The sequence below is a fragment of the Methylobacterium sp. WL64 genome, from assembly GCF_008039945.1.
Taxonomy (GTDB): Bacteria; Pseudomonadota; Alphaproteobacteria; order Rhizobiales; family Beijerinckiaceae; genus Methylobacterium.
Window position 1 is genome coordinate 1 of record NZ_VRVA01000022.1, and the last position, 17307, is coordinate 17307.

A 17307-nucleotide genomic window follows, 5' to 3' on the forward strand; every position below is an offset into this window, starting at 1 on the left:
GGGGCCGCCAGGACCACCTGCTGCTGCCGCGACAGGCCACACGCGCCCGGGTAGCATTCCCGTCGGCCCGTCTGCACTGGTTCGAGCGGTGCGGCCACTTCCCGCATTGGGATCAGCCTGCCGAGACGGCGCGCGTGATCCTTGAAACGGTCGGGAAGGATGCGCCCTGAAATGGCTTGCCGTATGCCTGAGGCCGCGGTGATCCACGGGTCGGCAAGCCTATCGGCCGAGCTTGCCGCCTCCGCTCTGAAGCCGGTCCATGGTCCGGTCTTTCATTGCCGCGAACCCGAAGCAGCGCTCCAAAACCAACTCATAGCGCAGCCGAACTCAGGCAGACTTTCGATGGGCGCGAAGTCGTCCTGGACCGGGAACGACCCCCGGCCCCCTCGATGTTCGGAACGAGATCCCGACTCCGACTCAATACGTCGAACCCCGAATCCGCTGCGCTCTTTCCCGCCGCGGTCCGCTTCAGTCCCCCGATCACCGTGAGGAAGATGATGACCTACCTTCGATATGCACCCGACGTCGAAAAGCCCGATCCGGACGAGCAGAAGACGATTGACGGCATCATCAAGGGCATGACGCAGCAATCTGAGACCGTCGAGGCACGCGAGCACCATGCCGTGCGCGCCAGTCACGCGAAGAGTTCGGCCTGCGTGACCGGCGAGTTGACGATTTCCGCCGGCCTGCCGCCGGAACTGGCGCAGGGGTTGTTCGCCACGCCCGGAACCCACCCCGTGGCGGTCCGTTTCGCTCAGGGGCCAGGCGAAACCCTGGGCGACCGAGTCTCGACCCACCGCGGCATGTCCATCAAGGTGTTCGACGTGCCCGGCGAGAAGCTGCCCGGCCACACCGTCGACACCCAGGACTTCGTCTTCGCGACGGGCACCACCTTTCCCTCGGGGACAGCGGCCGGCTTCCTGCGGGACGGCACCGTCATCGGCAAGTCCACGAGGTTGCCGGAAGGGGTCAAGAGCGCGGTCTCGTCGACCATGCGCAACCTCAATCGTGCTTTGCATGCTTTCGGGACGGAGAGCGCGCTGGCCGACTTCTTCGGTCATCCGTACAGCCACCCCCTTGCCGACAGCTACTTCAGCCAGGCGCCGGTTCGCTTTGGCGACTACGTCGCCAAGCTTGGGGTCGTACCGGCGACGGAGAGCCAGCGTGCCCTGTCCGAATGGCGGCTCGATCCACATCAGGACGAGGACGGCTTCCGCCATGCCACGGTCGCATTCTTCCGGGACCATGAGGTGGTGTTCGAGCTCAGGGCACAGCTCTGGGCCGACGTCGAAAGCCAACCCATCGAGGACGCGTCGGTCGACTGGCCAATCTCCATCAGCCCGTACCGTACCGTCGCGACGCTCCGCCTGCCGCGCCAGGATGCCTACGCACTGGATCGCGTGCGCTACTTCGACGAGGTGATGACCTTCCGCCCAGCCCACAGCCTTGTCGTTCACCGGCCGCTTGGTTCCGTGATGCGCGCGCGGCTCCAGGTCTACCGGGCGTTGAGCGATTTTCGCCATCGAGAGAACGGCGTGGCATCCGAGGATACCGCGCGGGTCAACGATATTCCCAGGTAGGACCCAAGGCTTGGGACCTTTTATTCACTCGATGCCCAGGGTGGCCTGGCTGACCTCAGTTCGACACGTGGTCGATGGCACGGTCGGCGTTCACGCGCGCCGACCAATCCTTGGTGCTGTCCTGGCCCTTTAGAGAGACGAGGCGGGCGCCGCTGACGTCAACGTTCTTGAAGTCGGCGCCCGCAACGGTCGCGCCGGTGAGGTTGGCGCCCGACAGGTCGGAACCCATCAGCACCACGTCGGTGAGGTTCGCATCCGTGAGGTCGGCGTATTCCAGTCGCGAGCGACCGAGGTTGGCTCCCTTCAGGTTGGCGCCCTTGAGGTTCACCGAGACGAATACGGCCCGCATCAGGCCCATGGACTGGTTCTTGATGTCTGCGCCGCCCTTGAGGTCGACCAGCGTCGCCCCGGCCATGTTGGCGCCCTTGAAGTCACCGATGGGCATGGAGCGGCTCAGGTCGGCCCTGCTGAGGTTCGCGTCGCGGGCGGTGATGCCGAACATCTTGGCGCCGACGAGCTTGGCGCCGGAAAGGTCGGCCTTGATGAACCAGGCTTGCTCCAGGTTCGCCCCGGTCAGGTCGGCGCCGCGCAGGTTGGCCTTGTTGAGGCGGGCGGTGCGCAGGTTGGCGCCACTGAGGTTCAGGCCCGATAGGTCGAGTCCGGCGAGCGCCTTGTCGGAGAGGTCGATGGGCTTGCCGTCGGCCTTGGCGATCAGGGCCTCGATGTCAGCGCGGGTCATCTCGGCCCTCGTCATCGCGGCCGAGCCCATGTCGGCCCCGAGGAGCAGGTCCTGCTCCGCGTAGGCCGGGGCGGTCAGAAGGACGGAGGCGAGCAGAAGGGGGGCGAGACGGCGCATGGTTTTCTCCCAGTGGCTTCGCCCCGCCCCACGGGAAGCCTATGCTTCCTCATGTTGTTGCAGGAGCTGATTTTTGTTCTCTGCCGACAGTGGTACAGAGGCCCCTGGCAACCGTCTGTGACCCAGGTCACCGAAGGCTGTGGATCCCAAGGCTTTCGCGTATCGATTGGGGCACGGTGGCGTTCAATGACCGCCGGCCCGAGGAGGAAGACCATGCAGAGCGCCCATCAGGTCGAACGGTGGATCGAGCGCTTTCCCCTGGTCCGGGACTTCAGCGCGAGCCACCTCCAGCTCGCACGCGGCACGGTCGGTTTTCCCGTGCTTGAGGCAGGAGCGATCGCCTACGAACTCCAGGACGCGTGCGCGAACTACCTGATGTGCATCGATGGCCGTACCCGCGTCTTTCGGATGTCCGAGGGCGGTCGGGAGATGCTGATCTACAAGGTGGGTGCCGGCGGTACCTGCGTCCTCACCACCCAATGCCTGCTGTCTGGCGGCGGCTTCCCGGCGCAGAGCGTCGCGGAGGCCCGAACCGAGTTGGCGGCGTTACCGGCCGACACCTTCCGCCAGTTGATGCGGGAGAGCGTCGCCTTCCGTGATTTCGTCCTCGACGATTACACCAAGCTCCTGTCGGGGATGTTCGACCTCGTCGAGGAAATTGCATTCGCGCCCTTGGAACAGCGCTTGGCCCGAAGGCTCCTGGTCGAGGCCGACGCGGACGGCATCGTCTGGAAGACCCATCAGCAACTCGCGTCCGACGTCGGCAGCGTGCGCGAGGTCATCAGCCGTCTCCTGGGGGAGTGGGCCGACACTGGCCTGGTCGAGGTTCGGCGCGGACAGGTTCAGATCATCGACCGGGCCGGCCTGGCTGCCGGCAAGACGACCTAGGCGCTGACGTACGGCGTGATCGGCCTTCGGACGAGCGGGCGGCGTCGGAGCTTTCGGTCGGTCGGCACGACTCCGAGGGACGCGGAATGCGGGATGCGCTTCCTGATGCCCGCTTCCCTCGAATCAATGGTTCCTTAACCATATTTGGACGTTCACCGGGTTTCCGATTGCGCCTGCAACTCGGCATCCCGGCTCATCGAGGCCAAGGCGGCCGCGAGGTGTCCTTACAGGGGCGATGCCTGGCGGTGGATCCCCCTGTGGCCCCCCTTGTCGGAGATGCGCGAACGATGCGATCACCGCTCGCCAGCAGGAGCACTCGACCGATGAAATCCAGGGACTTCCACCCTTACCCCTGACACCGGAGCGCCGCGCACAGCGAGAAAGCCTCCGTCATTTCGGAGGCTGAAATGCCCAGAACGCTCCTATGTGCTGACACCCATTTTGGGCACCGAGGAATTCTCAGTCCTCGCATGCCTCGACCGCGTCCGTTCGAGACCATCGAGGCCCACGACGAGGCCCTGGTGGCCGCCTGGAACAAGGTCGTCAGGCCGGACGACATCGTCTGGCACCTCGGCGATTTCGCCTACAAGTGCACATTTGAATACGCCGCATCGATCCAGGCTCGCCTGAACGGACGCATCTATCTTTGCCGGGGCAACCACGACGAGTTGGCGGAACGCCTGACCTGGGCCGGACCCATCGTCGACGTCCAACGGGTGTTCGTCCAGGACCCGGGAATGCTGAAGCCCCAGGCGCTTTGGTGCAGCCACTACGCGCACGTGACGTGGCCCCATGCCTGGCACGGCGACCTTCACGTCTACGGGCATTCGCACGGCAGTATCCCGGCCACCCGGACAAGCCTCGACGTCGGCGTCGACTGCTGGGATTGGCGCCCGGTCACGTTGGGCCGTATCCTGGAAAGAATGGCCGTATCCCCTGTGGCAAGTCCGGTGACCTGACGGCATTCCTCCATGCCCGTTCCGTCCAACCGGACTGCCGCTGAACCGGTGCCTACCCGCCGAGAGCCTCGCCGTTCTGTCGATCAGGCGGACAACCGGTTTCGACCTGTCCCGGAGACCGGCGGTCGCTAAAATCCCTTGAATGCTTCAGGCGCTTCAACCCTCGCGGCAAAAGCTCTCGAAGTGCATGGTCGGGTTTAAATTTGTATGCCAGCTTCGCTACCGCGGCGGCCCGAATTCGTTGGGGCTTTCGCCAGCGGTGACGCATAGTCCACGACCATGGGAGCCGACCTTCTCGACCGCCTTCTCGTCACGCTTGCGGTTCGGCTGCGCTCGTTCTCCGTCTGCACCATACAGCGCGGATGGCGCCTCGGTTTCAGCCCGTTCGAGGCGATCACCGTCCACTACGTGTTGCGTGGGACGGGAAGCCTCCGGGTCGGTCAGGGACCGTGGCGATCCTATGCGCCGCATACCATCATCGTCGTGCCGGCTCGCCACTCGCACAGCCTCGGCGCCGCCGAGGACTGCGTCGGTGAGGTCCGCGCAGAGGATCATTGCGTCCTCCATGGTGACGGCCTGATCTCCTTCACGGCCGGCGACGGGAGCCCCGATGCGCTCTTCGTATGCGGCCAGATCGCCGACACTCACACCGGTGCGATGGGTCTGTTCGAGCTGTTCCAGTCCCCCATGGTGGAGACCTTTCCCTCGGATCCGATGCTGCGGTACGCCTTCGAACTCATGCTCGCCGAGGTTCTAAGCCCTAATCTGGCGACACAGGCGATGACCGAACTGCTGATGAAGCAGTGCCTGATCATCCTCCTGCGCCGGCACTTGGCGGCGAGCGACTTCACGTCCCCGATCCTGGCGGCCCTGCAGAACCCGAAGCTCGCCCGCGCTGTCCTTGCGGTCCTCGAACAGCCGGGTGCGCCATACTCCGTCGACAGCTTGGCGGCCCTCGCGGGCATGAGCCGGACCAGCTTCGCCGAGGCGTTCGCCGCGGCTTTCGGGCAGGGCCCGATGGAGTTCGTCCAGAGGGTCCGCCTCCGCATCGCCTCCCGTCTCCTCAGCGGTACCGACCTGCCGGTGAAGGTCATCGCCGCAACCGTCGGCTACGCGAGCCGAAGCGCGTTCAGCAAGGCGTTCGAGGTCGAGTTCGGGATCGCGCCGAGCCAGTTCCGCCTGGTCGGCGGAATGGACGAAGGCGAGCCGGAGCGCATCGAGGGCGAGCGCCTAGACGCCGAGACGACCTAATCCCGTGACGACGCCGATTGGCCCCGCCTCGGTGCTCCATCGTTCGGATCGCGTGCGCGGGCGTTCGACCGGGTCGAGCCTTCGGAACCGTGGAGGTCGGGGGGCCTTGGCCCTGTTCAGTGGGTGAGGACGAAAGGTGACCGGTCCCCGGTCGTGCCAGCGATCCCGCCCCGAGGAACGATCATGGTCGATGCGAGCGCGTTCTACCTTCGATACGGCCCCGACGTCGAAACCGTCGCAGACGACGAGGCGGAGACGGCGCAGAGCCTGATGGAGACGATGCGCTCAGTCAGCGAGAAGACCCTGGCGGACGGCGGCCACGCGATCCGCAGCGTCCACGCCAAGAGCCACGGGTTCCTTGAGGGTGAGCTTGAGGTGGCCTCGGACCTTCCGCCCATGCTGGCCCAAGGCCTTTTCTCCAGGCCGGGGACCTATCCCGTGGTCATGCGCCTCTCGACCATTCCCGGCGACATCCTCGACGACAGCGTCTCAACGCCCCGCGGCCTCGCCGTAAAGATCATCGGGGTCGAGGGCGAGCGGCTGGAGGGTTCCGAAGGGGACGTCACCCAGGACCTCGTGCTGGTCAACGGACCCGCCTTTGGCGCGCCGACGCCGAAGGCATTCCTCGCGACCCTAAAGCTGCTCGCGGCCACGACCGATAGGGCGGAGGGCTTCAAGAAGGTCGTCTCCGGGTCGATGCGGGGCGTTCAGGAGCTCATCGTCTCGACCACAGGTGCGCCCAACGCCACCGTCGCGACGATGGGCGGCCAGCCCGAGACCCACATCCTCGGCGAGACCTTCTACAGCCAGGTGCCCGTGCGCTTCGGTGACTACGTCGCCAAGCTGTCCGTGGTACCGGTCGCGCCCGAACTAATGGCCTTGACCGACAAGCCCCTGGCGGAGGACGGAGGCCCGAACGCCATCCGGGAGGCCGTGGTCGAATTCTTCCGAGCGAACGGGGGAGTCTGGGAGGTCAAGGTACAGCTCTGCACCAGCCTCGACACGATGCCGGTCGAGAACGCCGCGACGGTCTGGCCCGAGAGCGAGAGCCTGTACCAGACCGTGGCGCGGATCCGGGTGAAGCCGCAGACGGCGTGGAGTGAGGCCCGGTCGAGCGCGGTCGACGATGGCCTATCGTTCAGCCCATGGCACGGACTCGCCGCGCACCGGCCCCTCGGCGGCATCATGCGTTCGCGCAAGCAGGCCTATGAAATGGGCAAGCGCTTCAGAGCGGAGCGGAACGGACACACCATCGCGGAGCCCCGTGAAGCAATCATGCTGCCGTAGGGTGCGGCAGCGGGCAACGGTATAGGCGGGAAGAAACAGACCGCAATGGCTGCTGGGAGCGCGCGAACCCTTTCAACGTAAACGGGGCCGCACAGCATGCTGTGCGGCCCCGTTTAGCTTTAGGTTGATATTAAACGGAACTCTGGGTCCGAAAGCGGATCATTGAGCCCGAGATCAGCGCCGGCCAAGCCGGCGCCGAAGTGCGATCTTAGTACGAGCCGAACTTGTAGTTCACGCCGGCGCGGACGACGGCGAACTCGGTGTTGGCGGCGGCGCCGTTGAGGTAGGCGGTGCCGTTCGGGGCCAGCAGGTTGCCGTAGAACACGCCACCGGCGGTGTTCTTCTGGCGGTCCAGGTTCACGTACAGGCCTTCGACCTTGAGGGTCACGGCCGAGGACTTGAAGAAGTTCAGGAACGAGTCGGTGGGCAGGGCGTACTCGATGCCGCCGCCGACGGCGTAGCCGGTGCGGAAGCTGTTGCGGAAGCTGCGGCCAGCGAAGTTCTGGTCGTCCTGGCCCGAGCCGTAGGCGTAACCGCCGGTGGCGTACACGAGGGTCCGGTCGAAGGCGTAGCCGAGGCGGCCACGGGCGGTGCCGAAGTAGTCGAGGCCGTTGCCGCTGGTGGCGACGAAGGCGCGCGGGTTCGAGAACGCAAAGCCCGGGGCGCCGGCGATGCCGTAGTTCTGGGTGACGTTGGCGCGGCGGGCGAAGTCGACGTACTGGGCGTCAGCCTCGAAGCCGACCACGATGCCGGAGCCCGGGGTGAACTGGTAGTTGTAGCCGATCTGGGCGCCGCCGGTGAAACCGTCGTTGTTGCTGCGGTTGCCGACGCTGACGATGGCGTTCGTGGTGGGCGAATTGACCAGCGAGCCGGCCGGCAGGCCGTAGCTGGCGGTGTTGCGGCTGCTGGCATCGAAGCCGTAGCCGGCATTCACGCCGAAGTAGGCGCCGGTCCAGGTGAACACCGGCACCGGCGTGAACACCGGCGGCGGCGCAGCGCGACGCGGCAGGTCGGCCGCGGAAGCGGCGACAGTCATGCCGGCGAGAACGGTCGATGCAAGAAGAACTTTTTTCATGGTGCCATGGGTCCTGGGGTTGGCTTGAGCCGGCTGCCTTCTAGGCGCTCTCGGTCGGCGGGTCTGTCGCTTTCCTGCAACAAGCCCGCCGAGACTAGCCCGATCTCGTCAACGAAAGGTGAAGGTTAAGCGTGAAGATCCCTGTCCTTGGCGAAGGACTGTGTATCAGAAGCTGCAACGGCGTTTGAGCAAAGCCTGAAGATTAGTCGGGCTTCATTATCAGGAGACGCCGGGATCTGTCCGATTCGGGCCCGGCGCAAGTCGGGCTCTTCCGCAAGGGCGCCGGGGACACCGTTTTATTCTGGTACGGTGAGCGCTTGCTCGTGCCGTCCCGCGTAAGTCGGCGGTTAACCATGGGGTGGTAACCGTCCCGGATCGACCGTCGCCGGCCGCATGCCGGACCGAGAAGGACAGACCATGCTCCCGCCCGCCGAGCGGAGTCAGAAGCCCTTCGGGACGCGCCGACCCGCCGCCGAGTCGGACAGGCCCGTACCGGCGCATCCGGCCCCGAGCCGAACGGCCCGGCCCACAGGATCCCTGGCCTGGGCGCTGCGCATCTCGGCCGTCGTGGGTCTGCTCGCCCTGGCCGCGACTCACCAGCTCGCCCGTTTGAGCCAGGCCGGCCCCGCGCCGGGGCAGCTCGCCCTGGCCGGACACGGGCTTTCGGCCGATCCTGAGACGACCGGCTCGCTCGCGCCGGCCGGCGCCGCTCGGGCGACACGTCTCGACCCCTGCCTCCTGCCCGCCCTGGACCGTCACCAGCCCTGATCGGCTGTGTGCGGGACCCCGATGCGCGCATTGCGAGATTGACAAGCTGCGCCAAGCCCCTAACTGACTGGCCCATGCGCCCCGCGGCCACGGGTGCGTTCGTGCGCCTTACGTGAGCCCTCCCGAGCCGTTGCCGCGACGGTGTCCACCGCGCCGGCCGGGCGCGCAACGGTTCCTGAACGCAGATGCCTTTTTCCGACCTGGGACTGAGCGAAAAAGTCCTCAACGCCGTCGAGACGGCGGGTTACACCGAGCCGACGCCGATCCAGGCGCAGGCGATCCCTCACGTGCTCGCGCGCCGGGACGTCCTCGGCATCGCCCAGACCGGCACCGGCAAGACCGCGGCGTTCACGCTGCCGATGCTGACGCTGCTGGAGAACGGCCGCGCCCGCGCCCGGATGCCCCGCACGCTGATCCTGGAGCCGACGCGCGAGCTCGCCGCGCAGGTGGTCGAGAATTTCGATCGCTACGGCACCAACCACAAGCTCAACGTCGCGCTGATCATCGGCGGCGTGTCCTTCGCGGACCAGGACGCCAAGCTGACGCGCGGCACCGACGTGCTGATCGCCACGCCGGGCCGGCTCCTCGACCATTTCGAGCGCGGCAAGCTGCTGCTCACCGGTGTCGAGCTGCTGGTCATCGACGAGGCCGACCGCATGCTCGACATGGGGTTCATCCCCGACATCGAGCGGATCGTGAAGATGGTGCCGTTCACCCGGCAGACGCTGTTCTTCTCGGCGACCATGCCGCCGGAGATCGAGCGGCTGGCGGATATGTTCCTGCACAACCCGCAGCGGATCGAGGTGGCGCGGCCGGCCTCCACGGCCTCGACCATCACGCAACGGCTGGTGGCGGTCGGCTCCGAGGGTCATGCCAAGCGCGAGCGCCTGCGCACCCTGATCCGCGGCGAGTCCGAGTTGAACAATGCGATCATCTTCTGCAACCGCAAGCGCGACGTCGCGCTGCTGCAGAAGTCGCTGGTCAGCCACGGCTTCGACGCCGCCGCGCTCCACGGCGACATGGACCAGCGGGCGCGTACAACTGCGCTGGACGCGTTCCGCGCCGGCGAGACCGCCCTGCTGGTCGCCAGCGACGTGGCGGCCCGCGGCCTCGACATCCCGGCGGTCAGCCACGTCTTCAACTTCGACATCCCGCACCACCCCGAGGATTACGTTCACCGGATCGGCCGCACCGGCCGGGCGGGCCGGAGCGGCGCCGCCTACACCCTGGTCGCTCCCGGGGACGACCGCTCGCTGGTCGCCATCGAGGCGCTGATCGGGCAGCCGATCCCTTGGTTCGACGGTGACCTGTCCACCGTGGCCGATCCGTCCGCCGATACCGGCACGCGGCATCGCGGCCGCTCGGGCGAGGGCCGCCGCGGCGCGCGCTCGGGCAAATCCGAGGGGCGCTCGTCCGAGGGCCGGTCGTCCGAGGGGCGCTCGTCCGAAGGGCGGTCATCGGGGGGACGCTCCGAGCGGCGCGCCTCCGAGGGCAGATCTTCCGAGGGTAAGACTTCCGACAGCAGGACTTCCGAGATCAGATCGTCGGAGCCCGGTCTGGTGGAGGCCAGGGCACCGGAGCCGCGCGCGACCGATGGCAGGTCGGAGCCTCGGGCCGAGGCCAAGCCGAATGGCCGCGAGGGCGGTGGGCGCCAGCGCTCCCGCGGCGGGTCGGCTGCCGCGCGTGGCGACACCCGTCCGGCTCCGCGCCCCGAACCCGTTCGCGAGGAGCGGGTGCGCGAAGATCGCAGCCGCCGCAACGAGCCCGACGGGGATACCCCGGTCGGACTTGGTTCACATGTCCCGGCCTTCTTGCTTCGACCAGTTTTGGCAAAGAAAGAGAAGTAACGTCCGGCTTAACGTTCCGGCTACGAACCGGCACTAGACTGGTCTTGGGCCGGGTTTATTGATCCACCGGCGGCCTCGGACCGCAGGTTACGGATGAGCCAGGAGACCTATTCCGATCGTGACCGCAGCTTCGCGCTGGCGAAGCGGGCCCACGATCTGATCCACGATTACGGTCCCTCAGCCACCCCCCGGGCCTACGCGGTCTGGTACGCCTACGTGTCCGGTGAGCTGCCGCTGCTGGGCGACGCGGTCAAGCGCCGGACCACCGAGAACGGCTGCCTGACCGAGTCGGACATCGACGACCTGCACGAGACCTATCTCGATGGGCGCCAGCTCACGAGCGCCGCCGGCGACGTCAGCCGCAGCGTGCTCGATGAGATCGGAGCGGTGACCGAGATCCTCGACCTGTCGCTCGGTTCCACCACGCAATATGGCGAAGCCCTGCGCGGCCTGGCCCAGGACCTCGCCCAGGAGGGCATGCCGACCCGGGCGCGCCTCGGCGAGATCGTATCGACCCTGGTCTCCACCACCCGCGAGGTCGCGGTGAACAACCGCGTCCTCGAGGCCCGGATGCGCGAGACCCGCACCGAGATCGAGACCCTGCGCGAGAAGCTCGAGGTGAGCCGGATCGAGAGCCTGACCGATGCGCTGACCGGGCTGGCGAACCGCAAGCATTTCGAGGAGATGCTGAAGGCGTCCCTGGACGCGTCCCGCTTCGGGGGCGTGCCGATGAGCCTGGTCGTGCTCGACATCGACTTCTTCAAGCGCTTCAACGACCTGTACGGCCATCTCACGGGCGATCAGGTATTGCGCCTCGTGGCGATCGTGATGCGCGAGAATGCCGGCCCGCAGGCGCTGCTCGCCCGGTTCGGCGGTGAGGAGTTCGGTATAGTGCTGCCCGGCGCCGACCGGGTCCTGGCCCGACAGGTGGCCGAGAAGGTCCGGACCAGCGTGATGGGCCGGGAACTCGTGAAGCGCTCCACCGGCGAGTCGCTCGGCAAGGTCACGATCTCGCTCGGCATCGCGGTTCTGCACGCCAGCGACAGCCCGGCCTCACTCCTGGAGCGCGCCGACCTGTGCATGTTCGCGGCCAAGCGCGCCGGCCGGAACCGCGTCGTGGACGATGCGGCCGAGTCGCTCCCGCAGGTGGCCTGACGCGAAGCGTTCGGGCATCATCCTGGGTACCGCAGCCAGAATGATGCGCTAGGTCGTCGATCGCACATCGAATTTCCCGAAGGCCGGACGTCATCCTTCGGGACGACGCCCTAGACCCGGGCCGGGATCCGCTCTTCCGAGACCGGCGTGATCGCCACCGACTCGCCGCAGCCACAGGCCGAGGTCTGATTCGGGTTGTTGAAGACGAACTGCGAGGCGAGCTTGGTGGTGGTGAAGTCCATCTCGGTGCCGAGCAGGAACAGCACCGCCTTCGGATCGACGAACACCCGGACGCCGCGATCCTCGACCACGTCCTCGCCGGGATTGGCCGCCTCGGCATATTCCATCGTGTAGGACATGCCGGCGCAGCCGCCGTTGCGAACGCCGACCCGTAGGCCCGCGATCGGCCGGTCGGCATCCGCCATGATCGCCTTGATCCGCTCGGCCGCGCGATCGGTCAGCGAAAGAACCTTGAAGCCTGCAAACATCGTCACCCTCCCGCCCATCCGGGTTCAAGGCCCGGGAGCGCGCATTCTGACAGGCACAAGATAAGCATCCGTCCCCGCCCGGTCCACTACGGCCGGGCCACAGGGCCGCGGCATTCGGCGCGTCAGGCCGTTTCGCCCGTGAGCCGCGCGAAGGTGGCGAGATCGACGTTGCCGCCGCTGATCACCACGCCGACGCGCTTGTCCTTGACGTCGACCAGCCCGTGCAGGACCGCTGCCGCCGCCAGGCAGCCGGTCGGCTCGACCAGGATCTTCATGCGCTCGGCGAAGAACCGCATGGTCTCGACGAGCTGCGCGTCCGAAACGGTCAGGATGTCGGCGACATCCCGGCGAATGATCGCGAAGGTAAGGTCGCCGAGCGCCGTCGATTGCGCCCCGTCCGCGATGGTCCGAGGAACCGGGATGGTCACGATCGCGCCCCCGCGGAACGATTGCTGCCCGTCGTTGCCGGCCTCCGGCTCCACGCCGATCACCCGGCAGCCGGGCGACAATTCCGCGGCGGCGAGCGCGCAGCCCGCGAGCTGGCCGCCGCCGCCGAGGCAGGCCACCAGCATGTCGAGGGGGCCGGCCTCCGCGATCAGTTCCTGCGCCAGCGTCCCTTGTCCGGCGATCACGTCGCGGTGGTTGAACGGCGGGATCACCGTCATGCCCCGGGGCTCGGCGAGTTCCCGGCCGAGCGCCTCCCGATCCTGGGTGTAGCGGTCGTACAGCACGACCTCGGCGCCGTAGCTCCGGGTCGCCGCGATCTTGGCCGCGGGGGCGTCGCCCGGCATCACGATGGTCGCCGGGATGCCGAGCAGTTGGCTCGCCAGGGCGATCGCCTGGGCGTGGTTACCCGAGGAGAACGACAGCACCCCGCGGGCGCGGACCGCCTCCGGCAGGGCACTGATCGCGTTGTAGGCGCCGCGGAACTTGAAGGCCCCGCCCCGCTGCAGGTTCTCGGCCTTGAAGAACAGTTTCGCGCCGGTCCGCGCATCGGCGGTGCGCGAGGTCAGCACGGGGGTCCGGTGGGCGATCCCGGCGATCCGCTCCGCGGCCCGGGCAACGTCCCCGAAGGTCGGAACGCCGCTCTCGGCGGTCGTCGTCTGTGCTTGCTCCGGCATTGTATCCCACAAAGCTCCTGCCTGAGAACCGCGCTCGATCGCGCTGCGATCGGCTCCGGCCGCCTGCCCTCGACCGCCTGCGCGCGCCCGCTCCAAACCGGAATCAGGCCGGCGGACCACTCCCGGTCGCGGCCACTCTTAGGCAGGATTTGCGCCCCGCGCATCCGTGGGATTCACAGGCCAAGCGGAGCCATTCGTTGGCCCGCCGCTTGTATCCCTGGATTCGTTCGAGGGTCGCGTCGCCATGCCGTTGGAATCGAAGGTTCGAGTCGCGTTTCTCGCTGGCCCGCAGCGCGGTACCGCGGAGGCCCGATGAGCGACAGGATGCGCGATCGGCGGGCTGGCGATGAGGTGACGGAGGTCACGTTCCGCGGGCGGGGCCTGGCGCTCCGGTCGGGCGGACGGCTGATCCTGCTCGTCTGCCCGCTCTGTTCGCAGCGCAACGCCAGTCGCGGCGCCGAGCGCGGCATCTGCGAGTGGTGCGCCTATGTGCCGTCTCAAGATCAGGCAGAGCCGGTGGAGCGCGGGACCGGATGAGCGTTTGACACAGGTAATCGCGCAAGCCGTTTCACCGCCCCCGATCCGGGCTCCTTGATCGTTTTAGTAAACCAAACGCCATTGGAGACGGGCCGCCGGTCCCTGCATGCGGTCGGCGAACGGGTTGAGACCGTAGACCGCGCATCCGCCTTGGCGGCGAAACAGCGGAACAGAGATCACGCCACGGTGCTGCGTACTATTTTCGATTGCAATCTTTGGTTAAAATTACAATTATAGGTTGGGGGTAGCCGAGCGGGAGACATCATGCAGCCGTCGGAATGCTGTATTTTTCGCATGATCATCGCGTCCGTGATCGGAAGCGTTGTCACATTGCTGTTGGTCTGTCGTTTCGATCCGTGGGCTCTGGCGCTGATTCCTCTCGGGGGAAGCCTGGCGACCGTGTTCGTAATCGCCCTGTTCCAGGGCATCGGCCTTGCCATGACGGCGCGCGCGAACGCGGCGGCGCCGACGTAGCGGCGCCTCCACGAGCAGCGATCCTCATGCTTATCCCGCGTTGCTTTCCGCGCTGTTGCGCAAGCAACGCGCGTTTCGGCTGTCGGACGTGTGAGACCGCCGAAAACCGTTGTGCGCAGGCGTGACGCGCCACCGGTCAGCTGTGGATCACCTTGCCATAGGCGTCGAGCACGCTCTCGTGCATCATCTCGCTGAGCGTCGGGTGCGGGAACACCGTGTGCATCAGCTCCTCCTCGGTGCTCTCCAGGTTCATCGCCACGACGTATCCCTGGATCAGCTCGGTCACCTCGGCGCCGACCATGTGGGCGCCGAGCAGCTGGCCGGTCTTGGCGTCGAACACCGTTTTGACGAGGCCGTCCGGCTCACCCAGCGCAATCGCCTTGCCGTTGCCGGCGAACGGGAAGCGACCGACCTTCACGGCGAAGCCCAGCTCCTTGGCCTTGGCCTCGGTGAGGCCGACGCTGGCGATCTGCGGTTGGCAATAGGTGCAGCCCGGGATCTTGGCCTTGTCCATCGGGTGGGTGGGCAGGCCCTTGATGGTCTCGACGCAGATGACGCCCTCGTGCTCGGCCTTGTGGGCCAGCATCGGGGGGCCGGCAACGTCGCCGATAGCGTACAGGCCCGGGACGTTGGTCCGGCCCAGCCCGTCGGTGACGACGATACCGCGGTCGATCTTCACCCCGAGTTTTTCGAGGCCGATATTCTCGATGTTGCCGACCACTCCCACCGCCGAGATCAGCTTCTCCGCGGTGATTGTCTGTGACGTGCCGTCGCCGCCCTCGATGGTCGCCGTGACCGAATCGGTGCCCTTCTCGACCTTGGTCACCTTGGCGCCGGTGAGGATCTTGATGCCCTGCTTCTCGAAGCGCTTGCGCGCCAGGCCCGCGATCTCGGCATCCTCCACCGGCAGGATCTGCGGCAGCAGCTCCACCACGGTCACCTCGGCGCCCATGGTCCGGTAGAACGAGGCGAACTCGATACCGATCGCGCCTGAGCCCATGACGAGCAGGCTCTTGGGCATCGTCTCGGGGACCATGGCCTCGTAATAGGTCCAGATCTGCTTCTTGTCGGGCTCGATCCCGGGGATCGCCCGCGGCCGGGCGCCGGTGGCCACGATGATGTGCTTGGCCTGGTAGCTGCCCGCTCCCTTGGCGCCCTTGGGCGGCTCGGCGCGCTTGGACTCCTTTACGGTGACCTGGCCGGGCTGGTTGCCCGTGGCGACGCTGTCGACCGAGGCCTCGCCCCAGATGACGTCGACCTTGTTCTTCTTCAGCAGCATGCCGACGCCGCCGTTGAGCCGACCCGAGACGCCCCGCGAGCGCTTCACGATGGCCGCGGTGTCGAACGTCACCTCCTTGGCCGACAGGCCGTAATCGGAGGCGTGCTGCATGTAGTGGTAGATCTCGGCCGAGCGCAGCAGCGCCTTGGTGGGGATGCAGCCCCAGTTCAGGCAGATGCCGCCCAGGTGCTCCCGGTCGATCACCGCCGTCTTGTAGCCGAGCTGCGCCGCCCGGATCGCCGTGACGTAGCCGCCGGGGCCAGCGCCGATGATGAGGATGTCGTAGGTGTCGGACATTGCGTGCTCCGGCTCAGACCAACATGCCCATCGGGTTCTCGATCAGCCCCTTGAAGGCCGCAACCAGCTCCGCGCCCAGCGCACCGTCGAGGACGCGGTGGTCGCAGGACAGGGTGGCGGTCATCACCTGGACCACCGCCGGGGCGCCGTCCTTGACGACGACGCGCTTCTCGCCGGCCCCCACCGCCAGGATGCTCGATTGCGGCGGGTTGATCACCGCGGTGAAGTGCTTGATCCCGAACATGCCGAGGTTCGACACCGAGGTGACGCCGCCCTGGTACTCCTCCGGCTTGAGCTTCTTCGCACGCGCCCGGGCAGCGAAATCCTTCATCTCCTTCGAGATGGTGGACAGGGTCTTCTCGTCGGCCCGGCGGATCACCGGAGTGAACAACCCGCCGTCGATCGCCACCGCGACGCCGACCTCGGCCTGCTTGAAGCGCAGCACACGGTCCTCGGCCCAGACCGCATTGGCGGCGGGCACGCGGGTGAGCGCCAGGCCCATCGCCTTGATGACGAAGTCGTTGACCGACAGCTTGAAGGCCGGCTTGCCGTCCTTGTCCTTGCCCGCGGAGGCGTTGAGCGTCTCGCGCAGCGCCATCAGCGCGTCGAGCTCGCAATCCACCGTGAGGTAGAAGTGCGGGGCCACCTGCATCGCCTCGGTGAGGCGCTTGGCGATGGTCTTGCGCATGCCGTCGAGCGGCACCTCCTCGTAGGAGCCCTTGGCGTAGAAGCCCCGGACCTGATCGAGGGTGAGGCCGGCCGGCGCCCCGCCCACGGGCGCCGCCTTCGGAGCGGGCGCTGCCGCCTTGGGCGCCTCGGCGGCGGGCTTCTGGGCGGCCGGCGCCTTGGTGGTCCCGGTGGCCTTGGCGGCCTGGACGTCGCGAGCGATGATACGCCCGTGCGGGCCGGTGCCCTCCACGGCGGCGAGCTCGACGCCCTCCTGCTTGGCGATCCGGCGCGCGAGCGGCGAGGCGAAGACCCGGCCGCCCGAACCGCCCTGCTGCTGCGGCGCGGTCCCGCCCGGCTGGGCGCCCTCCGGCGCCGCGTTCACCCGCTCGTAGGACATGTGGCCGCCGCCGGGCGTGGTGTTCTGGTCGGCCGGCGCCGGCTCGGCCGATGTCGGCCCGGATTTTGGCTGGGCCTTGACCTCCGGCTCGGCCTTGCCGCCGCCCGTGGCCTGCACGCTCGACGGGTCCTCGCCTTCGACGGCGATCACCGCGATCAGGTCGTTGACCGGCACGTCGGCGGTGCCCTCGGGCACGACGATCTTGGCGAGCACGCCCTCGTCGATCGCCTCGACCTCCATGGTCGCCTTGTCGGTCTCGATCTCGGCGAGGATGTCGCCGGATTTCACGGCGTCGCCCTCCTTCTTCAGCCACTTGGCCAGGTTGCCCTTCTCCATGGTCGGCGAGAGGGCGGGCATGAGCACGTTGATCGGCATGGCA

The 17307-nt window shown here is 67.3% G+C and carries 16 protein-coding genes; 10 read left to right on the forward strand and 6 right to left on the reverse strand.

What is annotated here, in order from left to right:
- The first annotated feature begins 497 nt into the window (after positions 1-497).
- Complete coding sequence (locus tag FV242_RS12625; protein WP_147939208.1) at positions 498-1580, forward strand: catalase family protein; 1083 nt, start codon at positions 498-500, stop codon at positions 1578-1580.
- Between the two features lie 55 nt (positions 1581-1635).
- On the opposite strand, the gene FV242_RS12630 is transcribed toward FV242_RS12625, so the two are convergent.
- Positions 1636-2436 (reverse strand): pentapeptide repeat-containing protein, encoded by an 801-nt coding sequence (locus FV242_RS12630; protein WP_147939176.1) that lies wholly within the window; start codon positions 2434-2436, stop codon positions 1636-1638.
- Positions 2437-2649: 213 nt separating this feature from the next.
- Here FV242_RS12630 and FV242_RS12635 point away from each other — a divergent pair, with 213 nt between their 5' ends.
- The 4 genes from FV242_RS12635 (at position 2650) to FV242_RS12650 (ending at position 6821) form a co-directional block, all read left to right on the forward strand.
- The gene (locus FV242_RS12635) at positions 2650-3324 is read left to right on the forward strand and encodes a Crp/Fnr family transcriptional regulator (RefSeq protein WP_147939177.1); all 675 of its coding nucleotides are present in this window, start codon (positions 2650-2652) and stop codon (positions 3322-3324) included.
- Between the two features lie 407 nt (positions 3325-3731).
- On the forward strand, positions 3732-4283 hold the full coding sequence (locus tag FV242_RS12640; RefSeq protein ID WP_147939178.1) for a metallophosphoesterase: 552 nt from the start codon (positions 3732-3734) through the stop codon (positions 4281-4283).
- 279 nt (positions 4284-4562) lie between these two features.
- Positions 4563-5534: an AraC family transcriptional regulator gene (locus FV242_RS12645; protein WP_147939179.1), complete on the forward strand. Its 972-nt coding sequence runs from the start codon at positions 4563-4565 to the stop codon at positions 5532-5534.
- A gap of 183 nt (positions 5535-5717) precedes the next feature.
- Positions 5718-6821, forward strand: a complete 1104-nt coding sequence (locus tag FV242_RS12650) for a catalase family protein (RefSeq protein ID WP_147939180.1) — start codon at positions 5718-5720, stop codon at positions 6819-6821.
- A 208-nt stretch (positions 6822-7029) separates the two neighbouring features.
- Here the strand turns inward: FV242_RS12650 and FV242_RS12655 are convergent, their stop codons facing one another.
- On the reverse strand, positions 7030-7896 hold the full coding sequence (locus FV242_RS12655; RefSeq protein ID WP_147939181.1) for an outer membrane protein: 867 nt from the start codon (positions 7894-7896) through the stop codon (positions 7030-7032).
- Between the two features lie 417 nt (positions 7897-8313).
- Here FV242_RS12655 and FV242_RS12660 point away from each other — a divergent pair, with 417 nt between their 5' ends.
- From FV242_RS12660 to FV242_RS12670, 3 genes are all read left to right on the forward strand, one after another.
- Positions 8314-8664, forward strand: a complete 351-nt coding sequence (locus tag FV242_RS12660) for a hypothetical protein (RefSeq protein ID WP_246692689.1) — start codon at positions 8314-8316, stop codon at positions 8662-8664.
- A gap of 185 nt (positions 8665-8849) precedes the next feature.
- Positions 8850-10511 (forward strand): DEAD/DEAH box helicase, encoded by a 1662-nt coding sequence (locus FV242_RS12665; RefSeq protein ID WP_147939182.1) that lies wholly within the window; start codon positions 8850-8852, stop codon positions 10509-10511.
- Positions 10512-10604: 93 nt separating this feature from the next.
- Entirely contained in the window at positions 10605-11666 is a 1062-nt protein-coding gene (locus FV242_RS12670; protein WP_147907959.1) for a diguanylate cyclase, read from the forward strand.
- A 110-nt stretch (positions 11667-11776) separates the two neighbouring features.
- On the opposite strand, the gene FV242_RS12675 is transcribed toward FV242_RS12670, so the two are convergent.
- Positions 11777-12154 carry an iron-sulfur cluster assembly accessory protein gene (locus FV242_RS12675; protein WP_147907960.1) on the reverse strand — a complete coding sequence of 126 codons (378 nt, stop codon included), beginning with the start codon at positions 12152-12154 and terminating at the stop codon, positions 11777-11779.
- 122 nt (positions 12155-12276) lie between these two features.
- A complete protein-coding gene (locus FV242_RS12680) occupies positions 12277-13275 on the reverse strand; it encodes a threo-3-hydroxy-L-aspartate ammonia-lyase (protein WP_147939183.1) in 999 nt (332 codons plus the stop codon).
- A gap of 312 nt (positions 13276-13587) precedes the next feature.
- On the opposite strand from FV242_RS12680, the gene FV242_RS12685 reads away from it, so the two are divergent.
- Both FV242_RS12685 and FV242_RS12690 read left to right on the forward strand, forming a co-directional pair.
- Entirely contained in the window at positions 13588-13812 is a 225-nt protein-coding gene (locus FV242_RS12685; RefSeq protein ID WP_147907962.1) for a hypothetical protein, read from the forward strand.
- Positions 13813-14076: 264 nt separating this feature from the next.
- Entirely contained in the window at positions 14077-14286 is a 210-nt protein-coding gene (locus FV242_RS12690) for a hypothetical protein (protein WP_147907963.1), read from the forward strand.
- Positions 14287-14422: 136 nt separating this feature from the next.
- Here FV242_RS12690 and lpdA read toward each other — a convergent pair whose 3' ends face one another.
- Both lpdA and FV242_RS12700 read right to left on the reverse strand, forming a co-directional pair.
- Positions 14423-15862, reverse strand: coding sequence for a dihydrolipoyl dehydrogenase (gene lpdA, locus FV242_RS12695; RefSeq protein ID WP_147939184.1), 1440 nt, complete (start codon positions 15860-15862; stop codon positions 14423-14425).
- Positions 15863-15875: 13 nt separating this feature from the next.
- Positions 15876-17303, reverse strand: a complete 1428-nt coding sequence (locus tag FV242_RS12700) for a pyruvate dehydrogenase complex dihydrolipoamide acetyltransferase (protein ID WP_147939185.1) — start codon at positions 17301-17303, stop codon at positions 15876-15878.
- Positions 17304-17307: the final 4 nt, after the last annotated feature.